Genomic DNA, 18,255 nt, shown 5'->3' on the forward strand with positions numbered 1-18,255 from the left:
TTCCTGCAACTCGAATTATTTAGGGTATATTAAGAAAATCAGTGCTCTTCGGACGCCATCGACAGATAGACAATCGTTAGAACCATGAAGATAAAGGCTTGTAACGTAATAATCAGTATGTGGAAGATAGCCCAAGGTAAACTGAGCATCCACTGTGACCACCACGGCAACAGACCCGCAATAAGGATGAAGATCAACTCACCCGCATACATGTTGCCGAACAGTCGCAAACCGAGTGAAACGGGTTTGGACAGCAGGCTGACACCTTCCAGAATTAAGTTAACTGGAATAAATATCGGGTGATTGAACGGCTGCATCGTGAGTTCTTTTACGAAGCCGCCTACACCTTTCATTTTGATGCTATAGAACAGAATCAGGATGAAGACACCCAATGCCATGGACAAGGTAATACTCACGTCCGCAGTAGGTACCACGCGCAATGCAGGTAACCCAAAGACATGTTCACCAATGTAAGGCAGTAAATCGATTGGCAGTAAGTCCATCATGTTCATCAATAAAACCCAAACAAACACGGTCAGGGCTAATGGTGCTATGACTTTACTTTTGCCGTGGTACATATCCCGCACGCTGTTATCGACAAAACCGATAATTAACTCAACAGCAGTCTGCAATTTGCCAGGCACGCCACTGGTGGCACCTGCCGCGACTTTGCGGAACACAAACAGAAAAGCTAACCCCAGCACGACAGAGAAGAACAAAGAGTCAATGTTCAACGTCCAGAACGTTGCAGGGCCAGGTGAGTGGGGATTGACCAACTCAAAGGTACGCAGGTCCAACTGAAGGTTATTCAGGTGGTGACCTATGTAGTCCCTTGGAGTAGAGATTTCTCCTGATGCAGACATGATGCCTCTTACCCTTTTTGTAGTTAAATACGATAACGGTTAAGTACGGTAGCCGCTAATCACAGCCGGTGCCAATATCTGCACAATCAGCACCGCCAAATAGGTTAAACCGAGTGGCGCAAACGCTGCTTTAAACAGCCCCAAAGCCACAATCAGCAAAATTATCGTCATGATAACTTTTAACCCTTCGCCAATGGCAAACGACCACGCAACACGACCTGGAGCTGCTGTTTTTGCCTGATGGCGGCAAGCAAACAACATAAACATGGCGCTGGGCAACCAAGCCGCCAATCCTCCTGCCAGAGCAGAAGCACTCCATTCCAGGCTTTTAAAGCCAAAAGCAGCACTGAGAACAACAAAAGTCATTAACTGCAAAAACAGCAGCTTTCGTGCGATTTTCCCACTGTAAAGGGATACAGGCATGACGTTTGTTCTCTCCGAACCACACTAAGGGTATGCTGAGTGAGGTATAAAACTGCCTTTTACCCCATTGAGTCAAGCAGCAAAAAACGAGCAAATTATACGGGCCACTCAAACGAATTCAATCGATAAGTAGCGAAAAGGTGAACAATTATTTAAATTTTCTTCTTTCGGACTATTTTCACAAGAAAAGCCTCGGAATAAAGCCCCCATTTAATTGTCTGACGATTCCAACCATTACCAATAAAGCGTGCAACTGATCACAAAACTTAAAACAAACTGATTTATATCCCATAAAGCTTCTGTTTGTCTTTAACGAAAAGAGCCATTAAAAAGTTTTATAAATCATAATGTTAAAATTAAACTATTATCGAACAACTTATCTACTTAGTAAAAACTTCCCGTTGACATTTCAGATAATAATCAAGCAACACTTCGTCTACATAAAAAGAGTGATGGCACAGCTAAAGTAATGACTAAAGTGACTATTTGCCAGCTTTCAATATAGTTATGCCATCTGTTATCGCTGTTTTTGTAAACAACACGTAAAATATAATCTGCCGGTACGATAGTAAGCGAAGAAATACTTATCGATATTAAAAATAATAAATACGATAATTTTCCTACCATCCGCCAAGGATTTATTACATTTTTTTGATAAATAACAAAGTTAGTTTGACTTAAGAATGACCAGATGGCGTTCACCTTCCAACTCTGGCACCTGCAATCGCACGACCGATTCAAGGCTAATACCCTCCGGCAGTACGGCTAACTCATCGTCCGGCCTCACCCCTTTAAGCGCATAAAAGCGCCCTTCAGGCTTGGCTGGCAAATGGTGACACCAAGACAGCATATCTTGTAGAGATGCAAATGCACGGCTTATTACACCATCAAATGGCGGTTTTGCGGCAAAGTCCTCAACTCGGCTTTGCACTGGCTCAATATTATTTAAGCCCAGTTCGTGCTGTACCTGACGCAAGAAGCGTACACGTTTACCCAAGCTATCTAGCAACGTAAAGTGCGCAGTAGGCCGTACAATTGCCAGCGGTATCCCAGGAAGCCCAGGGCCGGTGCCCACATCAATAAACCGGTCACCCTGCAAATGTGGGTTAACCACAATACTATCCAGAATATGTCGCACTAGCATTTGCTGTGGGTCACGAACAGAAGTCAGATTGTAAGCTTTGTTCCACTTATGCAGCAGTTCTACATAGCCTATCAACTGTAATTTTTGCTGTTCAGGTAACACAATAGCTGCGGCATTTAGCAGGGAATCTAATTTTTTTAACACAACAATATCCTCTGACTAAGCTCGTTCAGTCAGCATGAAAAGGGCCGGGATGAGGAATGATAATCTAGCTTGGCAGTGGTTTGAACCGTTAGTTGTGGCCTGAAGCAAAGAAGAACTTACCTGCACTGCTTATCCCTTAGCAATGCAGGCAAACGTCGGTTGTTAGGCACTACGGCGTAACAACCCCTGTTTTTTCAGCCAAACCAATAAAATAGAGATTGCTGCTGGGGTAATGCCAGAAATACGCGAGGCTTGTCCGATTGAGTTAGGTTTGTGATCGTTCAGTTTAGCGATGACTTCGTTCGATAAACCAGACACCTGACGATAATCCAGATCAGCCGGCAGTAGAGTATTCTCATTGCGCAGTTGTTTTTCAATTTCTTCCTGCTGACGCGCAATATACCCTTCATATTTAACCTGAATTTCAACCTGATCCGCAGCTTGTGGATCTGTTAATGCTGGGCCAAAAGAGGTTAGGGTTGTCAGCAAACGATAATCAATTTCAGGCCGACGCAGTAATTCTTCACCATTGGCTTCTTTAGACAACGGCGCTTTTAGTAATGCATTGATCTCAGAAACGTTTTCTGAGTGTGGATGTACCCAGATATCACGCAGACGTTGACGTTCTTTTTCAATTTGCTCAATTTTCTTGCTGAAATGTGCCCAACGAGCATCGTCAACCAACCCCAATTTACGGCCCATCTCAGTCAAGCGCAGATCCGCATTATCTTCACGCAGCATCAAGCGATACTCTGCGCGAGAGGTAAACATGCGATACGGTTCTTTGGTGCCAAGGGTGCTTAAATCGTCCACCAGCACGCCAAGGTAAGCTTCATCGCGGCGAGGTGACCATCCATCGTCATCGTTAGCGAAGCGGCCCGCATTAAGCCCTGCAAGCAGCCCTTGAGCCGCTGCTTCTTCATAGCCGGTAGTGCCATTGATTTGCCCAGCAAAGAACAGACCGTGGATATATTTGCTTTCCAAGGTAGGTTTCAAATCACGCGGATCAAAGAAATCATATTCGATGGCATAACCTGGTCGAATGATACGGGCATTTTCTAGCCCTTTCATTGAACGGACGATTTGCATCTGTACATCGAAAGGCAGGCTGGTTGAAATACCGTTCGGATAGATCTCATTACTGGTCAGACCTTCTGGTTCAAGGAAGATCTGGTGTGAATTACGATCGGCGAAACGCATAACTTTGTCTTCGATCGACGGACAGTAGCGTGGCCCGATCCCTTCAATGATCCCGGCATACATTGGGCTACGATCCAAGTTATTGCGGATCACTTCATGCGTTTTTTCATTGGTATACGTAATGTGGCACGCCATCTGCTCAGGATGTTGATCGGCATGACCCAGGAAAGAGAATACTGGAATAGGCGTATCACCGAACTGAGGAGCCAATTGGCTAAAATCAATGGTCCGCGCATCAATACGTGGTGGAGTACCGGTCTTAAGGCGATTAACGCGCAGTGGTAATTCACGCAAACGCTGTGACAATGAGATGGATGGCGGATCACCAGCACGACCACCACTGTAGTTCTGAAGACCGATATGAATTTTTCCGTCGAGGAAAGTACCAACGGTTAATACCACCGCTTTCGCCCGGAATTTAAGACCCATTTGGGTGACTGCACCCACAACGCGATCATTTTCAACAATCAGATCTTCAACTGGCTGTTGAAAGATCATCAGGTTTGGCTGGTTTTCCAATGCGGTACGTACTGCCTGGCGATACAGCACACGGTCAGCCTGAGCTCGGGTCGCTCTTACCGCTGGCCCTTTGCTGGCGTTTAGTATCCTAAACTGAATACCCGCTTGGTCAGTCGCCATGGCCATCAGACCACCCAGAGCATCGATCTCTTTTACCAAATGTCCCTTACCGATACCGCCAATCGCTGGGTTACAAGACATTTGTCCCAGTGTGTCGATGTTGTGCGTCAGCAATAAGGTCTGACGTCCCATGCGTGCCGCTGCCATTGCAGCTTCCGTGCCGGCATGGCCACCACCAATGATGATGACGTCAAATTGATCTGGATAAAACATGGTACTGCACCTCGCCGTTATGCGAATTTCTGTGTTTGCCCCGGGGTGGGGGATTCTACTCAAGTTTAGACTTTCGACCAAGCGGCTTAGGATCCCCCTTAATTAAAAGAAGATCTTTTTATTTAAAGATCTCTTTATTAGATCTCTTATTAGGATCATGATCCTCTGTGGATAAGTGATTATTCACATGGAAGATCATAGTATTAAGGAAGATCGTTTGCTGTGAATGATCGGTGATCCTATTGCGTATAAGCTGGGATCTAAATGGCATGTTATGCACAGGCACTTTGAGGTGCCAAGGTTGTTATGTGGATATGTACCGGTTTTACCCTGCTTTTAAGCATACTTATCCACATTCGTTCGCGTGATCTTTAATCAAATTAGAGCAAATTAATCCAATTTTTGACCCAAACCTCTGCCGGATCCTCGGGAATTTCATGTTGGATGACGTCAATTTCTAAAATATCACCCAAACGTTTGGCGCCTTGTGCGATCAATTGTTGATCCAATGCTCTCACTGCACCGCAGAAAGTGTCATATTCTGAACTGCCCAAACCAACAGCACCAAAGTGCACTTGAGAAAGATCAGGCTTCTGTTGTTCGATTTGTTCTAATAATGGTTGAAGGTTATCTGGGAGATCACCCGCACCGTGGGTTGATGTGACTATTAGCCACGTACCCTCAAGCGTAAGCTCGTCTAATTCAGGGCCATGCAGCGTCTCTGTAGAAAAACCTGCTTCTTCTAATTTCTCAGCTAAATGTTCAGCAACATATTCAGCGCTGCCGAGTGTACTGCCACTGATCAAGGTAATGTCAGCCATAAAGAACCCAACCGAAGTAAAGAGCCGGTATTGTACGCTGTGAATCAGCTGGGATCTACCTGTGGATAATGTGGGTATAGTTATTTAGTGCTCAAGGCACAATGGTACGCATGATGGGGTTTTGCAGGGAGATAAGTGTCTCCGTTGACTGGATCTCATCGATAGTCTGGATCTTGTTGATAAGTACCTGCTGGAGCGCATCTATTGACTTACACATCACTTTAATAAAAATGCTGTAGTGGCCGGTGGTATAATAGGCTTCTACAACTTCTTCTAAACCTTCCAGTTTTTTTAGTGCCGACGGGTAGTCTTTGGCACTTTTCAAAATAATACCGATAAAGCAACACACGTCATACCCGAGTTTTTTTGGATTAACGTGAACACAAGCCGCGGTAATGATCCCCGCCTGGCGCATTTTCTCCACTCGCACATGGATAGTTCCTGGACTCACGCCAAAATTTTTTGCCAATTCAGCATAAGGTGTGCGTGCATTTTCCATTAATGCGTTCAGGATGCCGCGATCGAGATTATCGATTTGATAAATTTCACCCATATTTGCCTCCTTTTTTTAACGATTACTTAATTTAAGACCCATAAAAATGAATTATTAAAAGTGAAAAGGCAATATTATTTGTTGGATATTGAATTTAACCCTCATTATGTTGCTTAATCGATGTCAAGCCAGGTGGCATAACCTAATTAGCATAATCAGTAATAACGAATCGAGAAAACGGCAATGAAAAAACAATTTATCCAAAAACAACAACAAATCAGCTTCGTAAAATCATTCTTTTCCCGTCAATTAGAACAACAACTGGGTCTGATTGAAGTACAGGCACCAATCCTGAGTCGTGTGGGTGATGGTACTCAAGATAACCTTTCAGGTTCAGAGAAAGCCGTTCAGGTAAAAGTGAAGACATTGCCGGATGCAACTTTTGAAGTCGTTCATTCATTAGCTAAATGGAAACGCAAAACCTTGGGTCGCTTTGATTTTGGTGCTGACCAAGGGATATATACTCATATGAAAGCATTGCGCCCTGATGAAGATCGCCTAAGTGCTATTCATTCTGTGTATGTCGATCAGTGGGATTGGGAACGCGTGATGGGAGATGGTGAACGCAACCTGGCTTATCTGAAATCCACTGTTAACAAGATTTATACCGCTATTAAAGAAACTGAAGTAGCGATCAGTGCTGAATTTGGTGTGAAGCCATTCCTGCCAGAGAATATTCAGTTTATCCACAGCGAAAGCCTGCGTGCGCGTTTCCCTGACCTGGATGCTAAAGGCCGCGAACGTGCGATAGCTAAAGAGCTGGGAGCTGTATTCCTGATTGGCATCGGTGGTAAATTGGCTGACGGTAAATCTCATGATGTCCGAGCGCCAGATTATGATGACTGGACGTCGCCGAGTGCTGAAGGTTTTGCGGGCTTGAACGGTGACATTATTGTCTGGAACCCTGTTCTTGAAGACGCGTTTGAAATCTCATCCATGGGGATACGTGTTGATGCTGAGGCACTTAAACGCCAATTGGCACTGACTTCTGATGAAGATCGTCTGAAACTGGAATGGCACCAATCACTGCTGAGTGGTGAAATGCCGCAAACTATCGGTGGCGGTATCGGCCAGTCTCGTTTAGTGATGTTATTGCTGCAACAGCAACATATCGGTCAGGTTCAATGTGGCGTATGGGGGCCAGAAATTAGCGAGAAGGTTGAAGGCCTGCTGTAAATCCCCTTAATACTAGATGTTGTAGGGGGGAGTGCGCTTGCTGCCTACCTACAAGACCAATTATATTGGGGATTATTGATTCCCAATATAATTGTGGGTTTTTAATCTATGCTGTAGTGATATATAAATATTTTAAATATCACTATATGCAAGGTTGTTGATGTTATGGCCCTTTTTCATCCTATAAAGCACTATTTACACGCTCGGCCACGATTGTTGTTTTCGGTTGGCGCGGGTGTTGTCACTTATTTCCTGCTGCCAACACATTACTCGGTATTGCTGCGTCTGATGGTTAGTTGGAATGTTTCCGCCTGGCTTTATTTACTGTTTTTATGGTTGCAATTATTACGCACTGATTCGACGAAAATCAGCAAAATAGCCCGGGTGCAGGATGAAAGTGCCAGTATGGTGCTGAGTATTGTCAGCATGGCGTGTCTGGCCAGTATTCTGGTTATTTTATTTGAATTGAGCACGGCGAATCAGCTCTCAGGCTCTGCCAAGGCGTTCCATTTGGTCCTGACAGGGCTGACGTTATTGGTTTCATGGTTATTATTATCCACCGCTTTTACTATGCACTACGCACATTTGTTTTATATGCGCCGCGATAAATCAGAAACGGTTCTACCGTTACTTTTCCCCAAAGAGATAACCACGCCTTCCTATTGGGATTTCCTTTATTTCTCATTTACCATTGGTGTGGCTTGCCAAACTGCCGATGTCTCTACCGGCACGTCAGATATCCGCCGCGTAGTACTCTTGCAGTCAGTGTTATCATTTATCTTTAATATGACGATATTGGGGTTGTCGATAAACGTTGGAGCCGGCCTGCTTAACTAGCGCTTCCAGCGGCGCATCAAGCGGCTTTTTAGCCCAGTATCAAAACGCCAGATATGATCGAAAATTCGCATGATACCGGGCTTACCATACGCAGACATGGCAACAGCATGAAAACGGTGCTGGTGGGCTTGTTGCTGGATTTTAATCTTTCTGACTAATTCGTCTGGTAAACGTTGGGCGATAAAATCTGAAATGATCACTGCATCTGCGTCATACCATTCTCTATCTTCCATTTTATTTAATGTGCTGGCTAAGCAAGCAGCCAGATCGGTACCTCCGCGAAAATGTTGGCCAAGAAAACGAATCGCCTGCTCAATACCACTGGCAGCAGATAGCTCGTAGTGAATTATTTCAGTGGCAAATAGCATGATGTAACAGCGGCGATTATCTGCCAGTGCAATTCGAAGCAGAGCCAGACAAAATGCTTTGGCACATTGTTCGTTAAATCCGCCCATGGAGCCTGAGGTATCGACACAGACGATAAAAGGGCCGCGAGGGTGTTCATCATTGCTTTTAAGACTGACCGGGCGCTGTAAGGTTTTCTCCTGCCAGTTGTCACCCTGCAAACGGTAAGTGAGTAAGCGGCGCTCCAGTAAACGGCGATAAAACTCAAATTCCAGCTCGCTCATCCCTAACATCACCAGTTCCGTCGGGAGCAATCGCAAAATATCATTGCTTTGATGAATGCCACTGACCTCCTCTGGCACTGTATCGGGCTGGCGAACCATGACAGTATAAGGTTCAAAGCGAGCCTCTGGTGTCGGTTGTGCCTTTGCTGAACGGCTACGACCCAATTGCTCGGCCAGTTGTTGTAATTCGGGTTGTTGTTGTAGAAAGTCACCGTATTGCAGTAGCAATTGATAATCGCCACGCTGTAAGTGGCCCTGACTCATATCCCAAAGCCGCCCTGCTGCCCCATCATTGGTTGCCAGTACAGGTTCTAATGCCCCACTGAGCGCCAATCTCTGCTGGAGTTCAGCCAGAAGTTGCTCTCGCTCTTGCTCAAGTAACTGGTGATGAATGGTGATGGTTTGTAGCGTTAGACTGACACGCCAACGCTGTAAAAATAAGGTTTGTAAACTATCGCCGGGTTGAGGGTTTCTGGCTAAATCAGCGGTTTGTAGCAATGTATTGGCTTGTGAAGCAAAGGGCGATTGCCATTGCTGTAACTGAGCCACAATATCTGGCAGATGCACATAAAATAGTGGGCTACTTTCCAACAAGCTTTGTTGGTATAGGGAAAACTCATTTGCCAGAGTAGCCGGAGCTTTAGCCTCGCGGATACGCTGCTGTAAGTTTTGCTTCCAACCAGGAATATCTTTCATTAGCGCCCGTTTAATTCGCGGGAATTTTTCGAAAAATAGTGCTAATTGAGGTGACGCCAATAGCCCGATCACCATCTCTTCGATAAGCTCACCCTCACTTATCGATAGCAGCATATCCAATGTTGCCAGGCTGAGCATCTGTCAGTGTCCGCGCATTTTTTGCTGTTGCTGTTTAAGTTGTTCTGCCACCTGCAACAAGCTGGCCTCGACTTTGGCAAGCCATGAGGAGGGAGTGAATAAACACGGCTGGTGTTGGCTGAATAGCCGCCGTTGTTCGGCAAGACTATGTTCTACTGTGGTTAATTCCACCAGCAATTCCGGGGGAACACTGACAGTTGCCGTGCCCGGTTGGGAAAGTGTGGAGGGTTGGCGGCTGATATCCAGTATTGTGATATGCAATTTATCATCAATTTCTGCATCAATGGATTGGGCATAACCGACACCATTTAATTTAGCGCGCAAGCTCCCTCCTTTGTTCAACCATTGAGCGAGGGCATCTTTTTCTATTTGCAAATGGGTAACTTGAATATCGTGCAGGCTGAGCGGTTTTTGCAGCAAAAGCGTCAAAGTGCTGTCTGTCAGGTCGTCTGGTAGAGCATATTGGGATTTGCGGCTGAACATACCGCTTTGTTTGACGACGGTTAGCGCTTGATGGTCACTTTGCTGTTGTTGGTGCTGCAACCACTGACCCTGAACATGCTGTAGTTTCATTAACAGGCTTTGCTGTTGATATCCCTGCTCGGTTAATAACTGTTCAAGCTGCTGTTGCAGCAGCTTAAGCGAACTGAGGTCATGCCACAGGCAATCTTTCAGCAAGATTAAGTCGATGGGTGTCACTTCACTGCGGCTACTAAAGAAAGCACTGGCTTGTAACAGGCGTAGCGCTTTTTTCCAACGTCTATCTGAGACATAGGGCGCTTGTTCTTGCGCACTGAGCCGTTGACGTAACTGAAAAATAAGCTCAAAACAGTGATCCGGTAAGGTGATTTTGTCGATCAACGGTTGCCACTGATAGAACTCTTCATCGCTGATACTGAGATTTTCTGCCACCGGATTATGATTTTCATTCTGTCGGCTGAGCAGTAGTGAGCGGAAGTTCTGCTTCTCTTGTACGCGATCCAGCCATAGACGGATCAACATGCGGTCATAAAGTGCTTCCAGGCTACTATCAGCGTCAGGCAGCTCGTTAGAGGCAGTAACGAGTAATCGCATAGGGATGCTGTCTTCCCGATCACCATTTCTAAAGCGCCGTTCATTAATCGCTGTCAGCAAGGTGTTTAGAATTGCCGGGCCGGCTTTCCAGATCTCATCCAAAAAGACGATTTCAGCCTCCGGCAGGTAACCGCCTGTCATCCGTTGATAGCGTCCCTCCTCTTTCAATGCCTGAATCGAGAGGGGGCCAAACACCTCTTCCGGTGTTGAGAAACGGGTCATCAGATATTCAAATGCACGGGCATTACGGAAGGCAAATTTCAGGCGGCGGGCAATCAGGCTTTTGGCAATTCCCGGTGGGCCGAGCAAAAAAACACTCTCGCCACTGAGGGCGGCCAGCAAACATAAGCGGATAGCTTCCTGTCTTTCATACAGACCACTTTCAAGGGCACTGCTTAAGCGGGAGATTCTTTCTGCTAATTGTGATGATTGCGCCATAATTGTTCTACATGTTCCGTTAGTTGATTGATTTTTACCTGATAAAAAGGAATAAACCATCTTTTCTTCATGGGATCGCTGGTTTTATTAATAAGATAGTTCGTTGATTCGTAGAATTTTTATATCATCAGTTATTTGTAGTTGATGAATTTTCGCTCTGTTAGGTGCCTATTTAAGAGTAGGCAATCCATTGAAATCGTGCATACTGTGCGCCTTTTGGTGGGCGTATAAACAATACAGAACCGAGGATTAAGGTTCTTAAACGCACGCATCAGCTTATGGATGTTCTAGCAAAAAGAAATCAATTATGAGCACAGAACATAAACAGTCTTTATCGGCGGTAACCCTGGCGGCAATAGGGGTAGTTTACGGTGATATTGGTACCAGCCCGCTCTATACCTTGAGAGAGTGCTTTTCTGGTCATTATGGTTTTGATGTCCGCCCGGACGTGGTGTTTGGCTTTTTATCGCTGATTTTCTGGATGCTTATCCTGATTGTCTCGATTAAATATCTTACCTATGTCATGCGGGCCGATAACGCCGGCGAAGGGGGCATTTTAACGTTAATGTCTTTGGCAGGGCGTAATACCTCTTCCAGAGCCACCTCAATACTGGTGATTCTCGGGTTAATTGGCGGCAGTTTCTTTTATGGTGAGGTGGTCATCACCCCGGCAATATCCGTTATGTCGGCCATTGAAGGGCTAGAAATAGCAGCCCCAGCATTAGACCCTTATATTGTTCCCTGCTCCATTGCGGTACTCACCCTGCTGTTTGTGATTCAAAAGCACGGTACCGGCAGTGTCGGTAAATTATTCGCTCCCGTGATGCTGGTCTGGTTTCTGACGATCGCACTACTTGGTTTGCGCAGTATTATTGCGAATCCAGAAGTATTGGTTGCGCTGAATCCTAAATGGGCGATAGGTTTCTTTACTGAATATAAATCCGTGTCGTTTTATGCGCTTGGCGCAGTTGTACTGGCGATAACTGGGGTGGAAGCCTTATATGCAGATATGGGCCATTTTGGTAAATTCCCTATTCGTTTAGCCTGGTTTACCGTGGTTTTGCCCTCATTAGTACTGAACTATTTTGGTCAGGGCGCGTTATTGCTGAAAAATCCTGAAGCCATCAAAAACCCCTTCTTCTTATTAGCTCCTGACTGGGCATTGATTCCGCTGTTAATTCTGGCAACCCTGGCGACCGTTATTGCCTCGCAGGCGGTTATTTCCGGTGTATTCTCGCTCACCCGGCAGGCGGTTCGCCTAGGCTATTTACCGCCAATGCGGATTATTCATACCTCCGAAATGGAATCTGGCCAGATATATATCCCGGTCATTAACTGGACTCTCTATCTGGCGGTGGTATTGGTTATTGTTGGCTTCGAACGTTCCAGTAACCTGGCGGCCGCGTACGGTATCGCCGTAACCGGTACCATGGTGATAACCAGTATTCTGTTCTGCATCGTGGCATTGAAAAACTGGCACTGGAATCGGGTATTTGTCGGCATCTTACTGGTGATTTTGCTGATTATCGATGTCCCTATGTTCTCTGCCAATGCGTTGAAATTGTTCTCCGGTGGTTGGTTGCCAGTGTCTCTGGGGCTGGTGATGTTTATCATCATGACGACCTGGAAAAGTGAACGTTTCGGTTTGCTGCGCCGTATGCATGAACACGGTAATTCACTGGAAGCGATGATTGCTTCATTGGAGAAATCCCCCCCAGTGCGGGTTACGGGTACTGCTGTGTATATGTCGCGCGCAATGAATGTCATTCCCTTCGCGCTGTTGCATAACCTTAAACATAATAAGGTGTTGCATGAACGGGTTGTGCTACTGACATTGCGAACTGAAGATGCGCCGTATGTGCACAATGTGAACCGGGTAACCATCGAACAACTCTCCCCGACGTTTTGGCGAGTGGTGGCCAGTTATGGTTGGCGTGAAACACCGAATGTGGAAGAAATCTTCCATCGCTGCGGCCTGGAGGGGTTGCCATGCCAGATGATGGAAACCTCATTCTTTATGTCCCATGAGTCGCTAATCCTTACCAAGCGGCCGTGGTACCTGTTCCTGCGCGGTAAGTTATTTATTGCGCTCAGTCGGAATGCGCTGCGTGCAGCTGACCAGTTTGAGATCCCACCGAATAGGGTGATTGAGCTTGGGACGCAGGTAGAGATTTAATCTGAAAGGCCGTTATGATTAACGGCCTTTTTTGTACCTATTCTTCTTCTTTTCCCACTGTTCAGCGAAACGTTTCGATGGCGATCACAATTTCATCAAATTGGGTTTGCCTTCTGCGGCTATTTTTCTAAACTCAGTATCAGCGAAACGTTTCGCTGTTGGAGTAGAAAATGAAAAAAGGCGCATTACTTAATTCTGATATTTCCGCTGTTATCTCCCGCCTGGGCCATACCGATCAGGTTGTGATAGGTGATGCGGGGCTGCCGATACCGGCAACCACCACACGTATCGATCTGGCACTGACACGAGGCGTCCCTGGATTTCTTCAGGTTCTTGAGGTGGTAACACAAGAAATGCAGGTTGAAAGTGCAGTCTTGGCGGAGGAGATCGTTAAAAATAATCCGCAACTCCATGAAGCGTTACTCGCGCAACTATCACAACTTGAGCAGCACCAGGGAAACCAAATTGTTTTGCGCTATATCAGCCATGAGGCTTTTAAAGAGCAAACCAAACAAAGCCGGGCAGTGATCCGTAGCGGGGAATGTTCCCCCTTTGCTAATGTCATTCTCTGTTCCGGCGTAACCTTCTGAGGCATTTATGCAACCTTTGCTGCAACTTAAAGGGATTGATAAAGCCTTTCCCGGCGTTAAAGCACTCTCCGGTGCCGCACTGAGTGTCTATCCCGGCAGGGTGATGGCACTGGTAGGCGAAAATGGCGCTGGAAAATCGACCATGATGAAAGTGCTGACCGGCATCTACAGTAAAGATGCTGGCAGTCAGTATTTTATGGGTAAGGAAGTGGCGTTTAATGGCCCAAAAGACTCGCAGGAAGCGGGCATTGGCATTATTCATCAGGAACTTAACCTGATTCCTCAATTAACTATCGCAGAAAACATCTTCTTAGGGCGTGAGTTTGTTAATCGTTTTGGCAGCATCGATTGGAAAAAGATGTATGCCGAAGCCGATTTACTGCTGGCGCGCCTTAATATCAGTTACAGCAGCCATCGGCTAGTGGGTGAGCTTTCCATTGGTGATCAGCAAATGGTGGAGATAGCCAAAGTGCTGAGCTTTGAATCCAAAGTGATCATTATGGATGAGCCAACCGATGCGCTTACCGATACTGAAACCGCCTCTCTGTTTAATGTGATTAAAGAGCTAAAGGCGGAAGGTCGCGGAATTGTTTATATCTCTCACCGGTTAAAAGAGATTTTTGAGATTTGCGACGACGTCACGGTATTTCGTGATGGGCAATTTATTGCCGAAAAACCGGTTGATAGTCTGACTGAAAACTCACTGATTGAGATGATGGTGGGCCGTAAGCTGGAAGAACAGTACCCGCGCTTGAATATACCCCGTGGTGAAAAGCGTTTGCAGGTCAAACAGCTATGCGGCCCGGGCGTGAAAAATGTCAGTTTCACTTTATACAGTGGCGAAATTTTGGGGGTTGCCGGTCTGATGGGGGCTGGTCGCACCGAGCTGATGAAAATCATCTATGGCGCGCTACCGCGTAAATCAGGTTTTGTGATGTTGGATGGCCGCGAAGTTGTCACCCATTCACCACAAGATGGTCTGGCAAATGGCATTGTCTATATTTCTGAAGACCGCAAACGGGATGGTTTGGTACTTGGAATGTCAGTTAAAGAGAATATGTCTTTGACTGCATTGCGTTATTTTAGCCGTTCAGGTGGTTCGCTCAAGCATGCTGAAGAGCAGCAGGCGGTATCGGATTTCATTCGTTTATTTAATATTAAAACACCTTCCATGGAACAACCTATTGGTTTGTTATCCGGTGGTAACCAGCAGAAAGTGGCTATTGCACGCGGTTTAATGACCCGTCCTAAAGTGTTGATCCTTGATGAACCTACCCGTGGTGTCGACGTCGGGGCTAAAAAAGAAATTTACCAATTAATCAACCAATTCAAACAAGAAGGGTTGAGCATCATTCTGGTTTCCTCAGAAATGCCGGAAGTGCTGGGCATGAGTGACCGCATTCTTGTGATGCATGAAGGCCAGCTAAGCGGCGAGTTCTCTATTGAACAGGCTACCCAGGAAGTGTTGATGGCGGCAGCCGTTGGCAAGCGTGATTTATTGAAAAATAATTTATTTACACTCTAAATAATTCGAGTTGCAGGAAGCTAACGCAAATGCGGCTTGAAATATGACGAGTAGAGCAGGAGTAATCAGATATGAGTTCCCAAGCTATCCAGACAAAACGCTGGTTCAGTAAAGAATGGTTATTAGAACAAAAATCACTGATTGCGCTGCTGGTGCTGATTGCTGTGGTTTCGTCACTAAGCCCGAACTTCTTTACCCTAAATAACATGTTTAACATTCTCCAGCAGACTTCTGTCAATGCCATTATGGCGGTGGGTATGACGCTGGTTATCCTGACATCCGGTATTGATTTGTCTGTCGGGTCATTATTGGCACTGACTGGCGCAGTAGCGGCATCTATTGTTGGGTTGGAAGTGAATGCTTTGGTTGCCGTCGCAGCTGCATTGGCGTTAGGGGCATTTATTGGTGCCATAACCGGGGTCATTGTCGCTAAAGGTAAGGTACAAGCGTTCATTGCCACTCTGGTCATGATGCTGTTATTACGTGGCGTTACTATGGTTTACACCAATGGTAGCCCAGTAAATACCGGTTTTACTGATGTGGCTGATACTTTTGGCTGGTTCGGTATCGGGCGCCCATTGGGTATACCAACACCAATCTGGTTGATGGCTATCGTCTTTATTGCTGTGTGGTACATGTTGCACCACACTCGCCTGGGCCGCTATATCTACGCATTGGGTGGCAATGAGTCAGCAACACGGCTCTCTGGTATTAGCGTAGATAAAGTTAAGATTATTGTTTATTCATTATGTGGATTGTTAGCGGCACTGGCTGGGATTATCGAAGTGGCCCGCCTGTCGTCGGCACAACCTACAGCCGGTACTGGCTATGAACTGGATGCAATCGCAGCCGTGGTTCTTGGGGGTACCAGCCTTGCTGGGGGTAAGGGGCGGATCGTCGGCACCCTGATTGGCGCGTTAATCCTCGGCTTTTTAAATAACGGTTTGAATTTATTGGGTGTCTCCTCTTACTACCAAATGATCGTAAAGGCAGTGGTTATCCTGCTGGCGGTATTGGTAGACAATAAAAGCAGCAAATAACCTCCTAACTCCCTACAGGAATTGCGACCATGAAAATGAAGAAACTAGCTACCTTGATCTCTGTTGTTGCCCTGAGCGCCACCGTAAGTGCTAACGCACTGGCAAAAGACACCATCGCACTGGTAGTTTCCACGTTGAATAATCCGTTCTTTGTTTCAATGAAAGACGGCGCGCAAAAAGAAGCGGATAAACTCGGCTATAACCTGGTGGTATTGGATTCTCAAAATAACCCAGCGAAAGAACTGGCTAACGTGCAGGATCTGACGGTTCGCGGCACCAAACTGTTGCTGATTAACCCAACTGATTCCGATGCAGTCGGTAACGCAGTCAAAATGGCAAATAAGGCCAATATCCCGGTTATCACACTCGACCGTTTGGCAAACTCTGGCACTGTGGTGAGTCACGTTGCCTCCGATAACCGTTTTGGTGGCAAAATGGCCGGTGATTTCATTGCCAAAAAATTGGGTAATGATGCCAAAGTGATTCAGTTGGAAGGGATTGCGGGGGCGTCTGCGGCCCGTGAACGTGGTGAAGGCTTCAAGCAGTCAATGGATCAACATAAATTCCAACTGTTAGCCAGCCAACCTGCTGATTTTGATCGTACTAAAGGTTTGAATGTGATGCAGAACCTGCTGACCGCCCACCCGAATGTTCAGGCTGTATTCGCACAGAACGACGAGATGGCACTGGGCGCACTGCGTGCCTTGCAAACAGCCGGTAAAGCCGATGTGCTAGTGGTTGGTTTTGATGGCACCGACGACGGTCTTAAAGCCGTTCAAGGCGGCAAACTGGGCGCAACTATCGCTCAACGCCCTGACCAGATTGGTGTTATTGGCGTGCAAACCGCTGATAAAGTATTGAAAGGCGAGAAAGTGCAGGCCGTTATCCCGGTTGATTTGAAATTAGTGACTAAATAATATCGAAAAGCAGGGCATATAACGCCGCTACCCTAAAACGGAAAACAAAACGTTACGGGTGGCGGTGTCATTCACAAAGGAATAAATACGATGAAAACAGGCAAACTGGTGGTCTTGGGCAGCATCAATGCCGACCATATTCTGAATGTTGAGCAGTTTCCGCGCCCAGGTGAAACGGTGATCGGGAAGCAGTATAAAGTGGCGTTTGGTGGCAAAGGTGCTAACCAGGCGGTAGCTGCTGGCCGTAGCGGAGCAAACATCGCGTTTATTGCCTGTGTGGGTAAAGATGATATTGGTGACCGGGTGCGCCAGCAATTAGCCAACGATAACATTGATACTGCGCCAATCGAGGCTGTAGCGGATACCACAACCGGTGTTGCTTTGATTTTCGTGAATGGTGAAGGCGAAAACGTCATTGGTATCAATGCCGGTGCTAACTCGGCAGTTACACCTGAATATCTTGGTCGCTACCAGCAGCAAGTTATCGATGCAGATGCATTATTGATGCAACTGGAATCACCACTTGAGACAGTTATTGCTGCCGCTAAATTGGCGAAGCTGCATCAAACACAGGTTATTCTTAATCCGGCACCAGCTCGTGAATTACCGGACGAGCTATTAACGCTGGTGGATATGATTACTCCGAATGAAACAGAAGCCGAGCGTTTAACGGGGATTCATATTGATCAGGATGATGACGCAGCGCAAGCAGCGCAAATTCTGCATGATAAAGGCATCGCTACCGTAATCATTACATTGGGTAGCCGTGGCGTATGGCTTAGTGAACAAGGTAAAGGGAAATTGGTTGCCGGGTTCAAGGTTAACGCCGTAGATACTATTGCTGCTGGTGATACATTCAATGGCGCATTATTAACTGCGTTATTGGAAGGTCAGATAATGGACTCAGCAGTACGTTTTGCTCACGCAGCAGCCGCTATCGCGGTGACTCGCCCCGGCGCGCAGCCCTCTATTCCGTGGCGTGCAGAGATAGACAGTTTCCTACAAGGCCAGGTATAACT

The 18,255-nt window shown here is 46.3% G+C and carries 16 protein-coding genes; 8 read left to right on the top strand and 8 right to left on the bottom strand.

What is annotated here, in order from left to right; genetic code table 11:
* Positions 1-38: 38 nt before the first annotated feature.
* The 6 genes from A6J66_016940 to A6J66_016965 form a co-directional block, all read right to left on the bottom strand.
* Positions 39-863 (bottom strand): ATP synthase subunit A, encoded by an 825-nt coding sequence (locus tag A6J66_016940; GenBank protein ID PNM25716.1) that lies wholly within the window; start codon positions 861-863, stop codon positions 39-41.
* Positions 864-902: 39 nt separating this feature from the next.
* On the bottom strand, positions 903-1,286 hold the full coding sequence (locus A6J66_016945) for a F0F1 ATP synthase subunit I (GenBank protein PNM25717.1): 384 nt from the start codon (positions 1,284-1,286) through the stop codon (positions 903-905).
* Positions 1,287-1,953: 667 nt separating this feature from the next.
* Positions 1,954-2,574, bottom strand: coding sequence for a 16S rRNA (guanine(527)-N(7))-methyltransferase RsmG (locus tag A6J66_016950; protein PNM25718.1), 621 nt, complete (start codon positions 2,572-2,574; stop codon positions 1,954-1,956).
* A gap of 162 nt (positions 2,575-2,736) precedes the next feature.
* On the bottom strand, positions 2,737-4,626 hold the full coding sequence (locus A6J66_016955; protein PNM25719.1) for a tRNA uridine-5-carboxymethylaminomethyl(34) synthesis enzyme MnmG: 1,890 nt from the start codon (positions 4,624-4,626) through the stop codon (positions 2,737-2,739).
* A gap of 380 nt (positions 4,627-5,006) precedes the next feature.
* Positions 5,007-5,447 (bottom strand): FMN-binding protein MioC, encoded by a 441-nt coding sequence (locus A6J66_016960; GenBank protein PNM25720.1) that lies wholly within the window; start codon positions 5,445-5,447, stop codon positions 5,007-5,009.
* A 91-nt stretch (positions 5,448-5,538) separates the two neighbouring features.
* Positions 5,539-6,000 carry a transcriptional regulator AsnC gene (locus A6J66_016965; protein ID PNM25721.1) on the bottom strand — a complete coding sequence of 154 codons (462 nt, stop codon included), beginning with the start codon at positions 5,998-6,000 and terminating at the stop codon, positions 5,539-5,541.
* A gap of 183 nt (positions 6,001-6,183) precedes the next feature.
* Here A6J66_016965 and A6J66_016970 point away from each other — a divergent pair, with 183 nt between their 5' ends.
* Together A6J66_016970 and A6J66_016975 are read left to right on the top strand one after the other, a co-directional pair.
* Positions 6,184-7,176 carry an aspartate--ammonia ligase gene (locus A6J66_016970; protein ID PNM25722.1) on the top strand — a complete coding sequence of 331 codons (993 nt, stop codon included), beginning with the start codon at positions 6,184-6,186 and terminating at the stop codon, positions 7,174-7,176.
* Between the two features lie 165 nt (positions 7,177-7,341).
* Complete coding sequence (locus tag A6J66_016975; protein PNM25723.1) at positions 7,342-8,013, top strand: DUF1345 domain-containing protein; 672 nt, start codon at positions 7,342-7,344, stop codon at positions 8,011-8,013.
* Here the strand turns inward: A6J66_016975 and A6J66_016980 are convergent.
* Both A6J66_016980 and A6J66_016985 read right to left on the bottom strand, forming a co-directional pair.
* Complete coding sequence (locus A6J66_016980; protein PNM25724.1) at positions 8,010-9,476, bottom strand: ATPase RavA stimulator ViaA; 1,467 nt, start codon at positions 9,474-9,476, stop codon at positions 8,010-8,012. The two genes, A6J66_016975 and A6J66_016980, sit on opposite strands and share 4 nt — an antisense overlap.
* Before the next feature lie 3 nt (positions 9,477-9,479).
* A complete protein-coding gene (locus A6J66_016985) occupies positions 9,480-10,988 on the bottom strand; it encodes an ATPase RavA (GenBank protein ID PNM25725.1) in 1,509 nt (502 codons plus the stop codon).
* Positions 10,989-11,295: 307 nt separating this feature from the next.
* Between A6J66_016985 and trkD the strand changes: the two genes are divergently transcribed.
* The 6 genes from trkD (at position 11,296) to A6J66_017015 (ending at position 18,253) form a co-directional block, all read left to right on the top strand.
* Positions 11,296-13,164, top strand: a complete 1,869-nt coding sequence (trkD, locus tag A6J66_016990; GenBank protein PNM25726.1) for a low affinity potassium transporter Kup — start codon at positions 11,296-11,298, stop codon at positions 13,162-13,164.
* Positions 13,165-13,334: 170 nt separating this feature from the next.
* Positions 13,335-13,754: a D-ribose pyranase gene (locus A6J66_016995; GenBank protein PNM25727.1), complete on the top strand. Its 420-nt coding sequence runs from the start codon at positions 13,335-13,337 to the stop codon at positions 13,752-13,754.
* A gap of 7 nt (positions 13,755-13,761) precedes the next feature.
* Complete coding sequence (locus A6J66_017000; GenBank protein PNM25728.1) at positions 13,762-15,279, top strand: ribose ABC transporter ATP-binding protein RbsA; 1,518 nt, start codon at positions 13,762-13,764, stop codon at positions 15,277-15,279.
* A gap of 71 nt (positions 15,280-15,350) precedes the next feature.
* Positions 15,351-16,319, top strand: a complete 969-nt coding sequence (locus A6J66_017005; GenBank protein PNM25729.1) for a ribose ABC transporter permease — start codon at positions 15,351-15,353, stop codon at positions 16,317-16,319.
* A 29-nt stretch (positions 16,320-16,348) separates the two neighbouring features.
* Positions 16,349-17,236 (top strand): ribose ABC transporter substrate-binding protein RbsB, encoded by an 888-nt coding sequence (locus A6J66_017010; protein PNM25730.1) that lies wholly within the window; start codon positions 16,349-16,351, stop codon positions 17,234-17,236.
* Between the two features lie 90 nt (positions 17,237-17,326).
* The gene (locus tag A6J66_017015; GenBank protein PNM25731.1) at positions 17,327-18,253 is read left to right on the top strand and encodes a ribokinase; all 927 of its coding nucleotides are present in this window, start codon (positions 17,327-17,329) and stop codon (positions 18,251-18,253) included.
* The last annotated feature ends 2 nt before the right edge of the window (positions 18,254-18,255 follow it).

It is taken from the genome of Yersinia enterocolitica (assembly GCA_002082245.2).
In the GTDB taxonomy this organism is placed as follows: domain Bacteria; phylum Pseudomonadota; class Gammaproteobacteria; order Enterobacterales; family Enterobacteriaceae; genus Yersinia; species Yersinia enterocolitica_E.

Excerpts from the sequence above, each read along its gene's own strand:
- A6J66_016985 (PNM25725.1), bottom strand. The coding sequence starts at position 10,988 with ATGGCGCAATCATCACAATTAGCAGAAAGAATCTCCCGCTTAAGCAGT.
- A6J66_017000 (PNM25728.1), top strand. The coding sequence starts at position 13,762 with ATGCAACCTTTGCTGCAACTTAAAGGGATTGATAAAGCCTTTCCCGGC.
- A6J66_016970 (PNM25722.1), top strand. The coding sequence starts at position 6,184 with ATGAAAAAACAATTTATCCAAAAACAACAACAAATCAGCTTCGTAAAA.
- A6J66_016980 (PNM25724.1), bottom strand. The coding sequence starts at position 9,476 with ATGCTCAGCCTGGCAACATTGGATATGCTGCTATCGATAAGTGAGGGT.
- A6J66_016955 (PNM25719.1), bottom strand. The coding sequence starts at position 4,626 with ATGTTTTATCCAGATCAATTTGACGTCATCATCATTGGTGGTGGCCAT.
- A6J66_016960 (PNM25720.1), bottom strand. The coding sequence starts at position 5,447 with ATGGCTGACATTACCTTGATCAGTGGCAGTACACTCGGCAGCGCTGAA.
- A6J66_016945 (PNM25717.1), bottom strand. The coding sequence starts at position 1,286 with ATGCCTGTATCCCTTTACAGTGGGAAAATCGCACGAAAGCTGCTGTTT.
- A6J66_016965 (PNM25721.1), bottom strand. The coding sequence starts at position 6,000 with ATGGGTGAAATTTATCAAATCGATAATCTCGATCGCGGCATCCTGAAC.
- A6J66_016975 (PNM25723.1), top strand. The coding sequence starts at position 7,342 with ATGGCCCTTTTTCATCCTATAAAGCACTATTTACACGCTCGGCCACGA.
- A6J66_017010 (PNM25730.1), top strand. The coding sequence starts at position 16,349 with ATGAAAATGAAGAAACTAGCTACCTTGATCTCTGTTGTTGCCCTGAGC.
- A6J66_017015 (PNM25731.1), top strand. The coding sequence starts at position 17,327 with ATGAAAACAGGCAAACTGGTGGTCTTGGGCAGCATCAATGCCGACCAT.
- trkD (PNM25726.1), top strand. The coding sequence starts at position 11,296 with ATGAGCACAGAACATAAACAGTCTTTATCGGCGGTAACCCTGGCGGCA.
- A6J66_016995 (PNM25727.1), top strand. The coding sequence starts at position 13,335 with ATGAAAAAAGGCGCATTACTTAATTCTGATATTTCCGCTGTTATCTCC.
- A6J66_016940 (PNM25716.1), bottom strand. The coding sequence starts at position 863 with ATGTCTGCATCAGGAGAAATCTCTACTCCAAGGGACTACATAGGTCAC.
- A6J66_017005 (PNM25729.1), top strand. The coding sequence starts at position 15,351 with ATGAGTTCCCAAGCTATCCAGACAAAACGCTGGTTCAGTAAAGAATGG.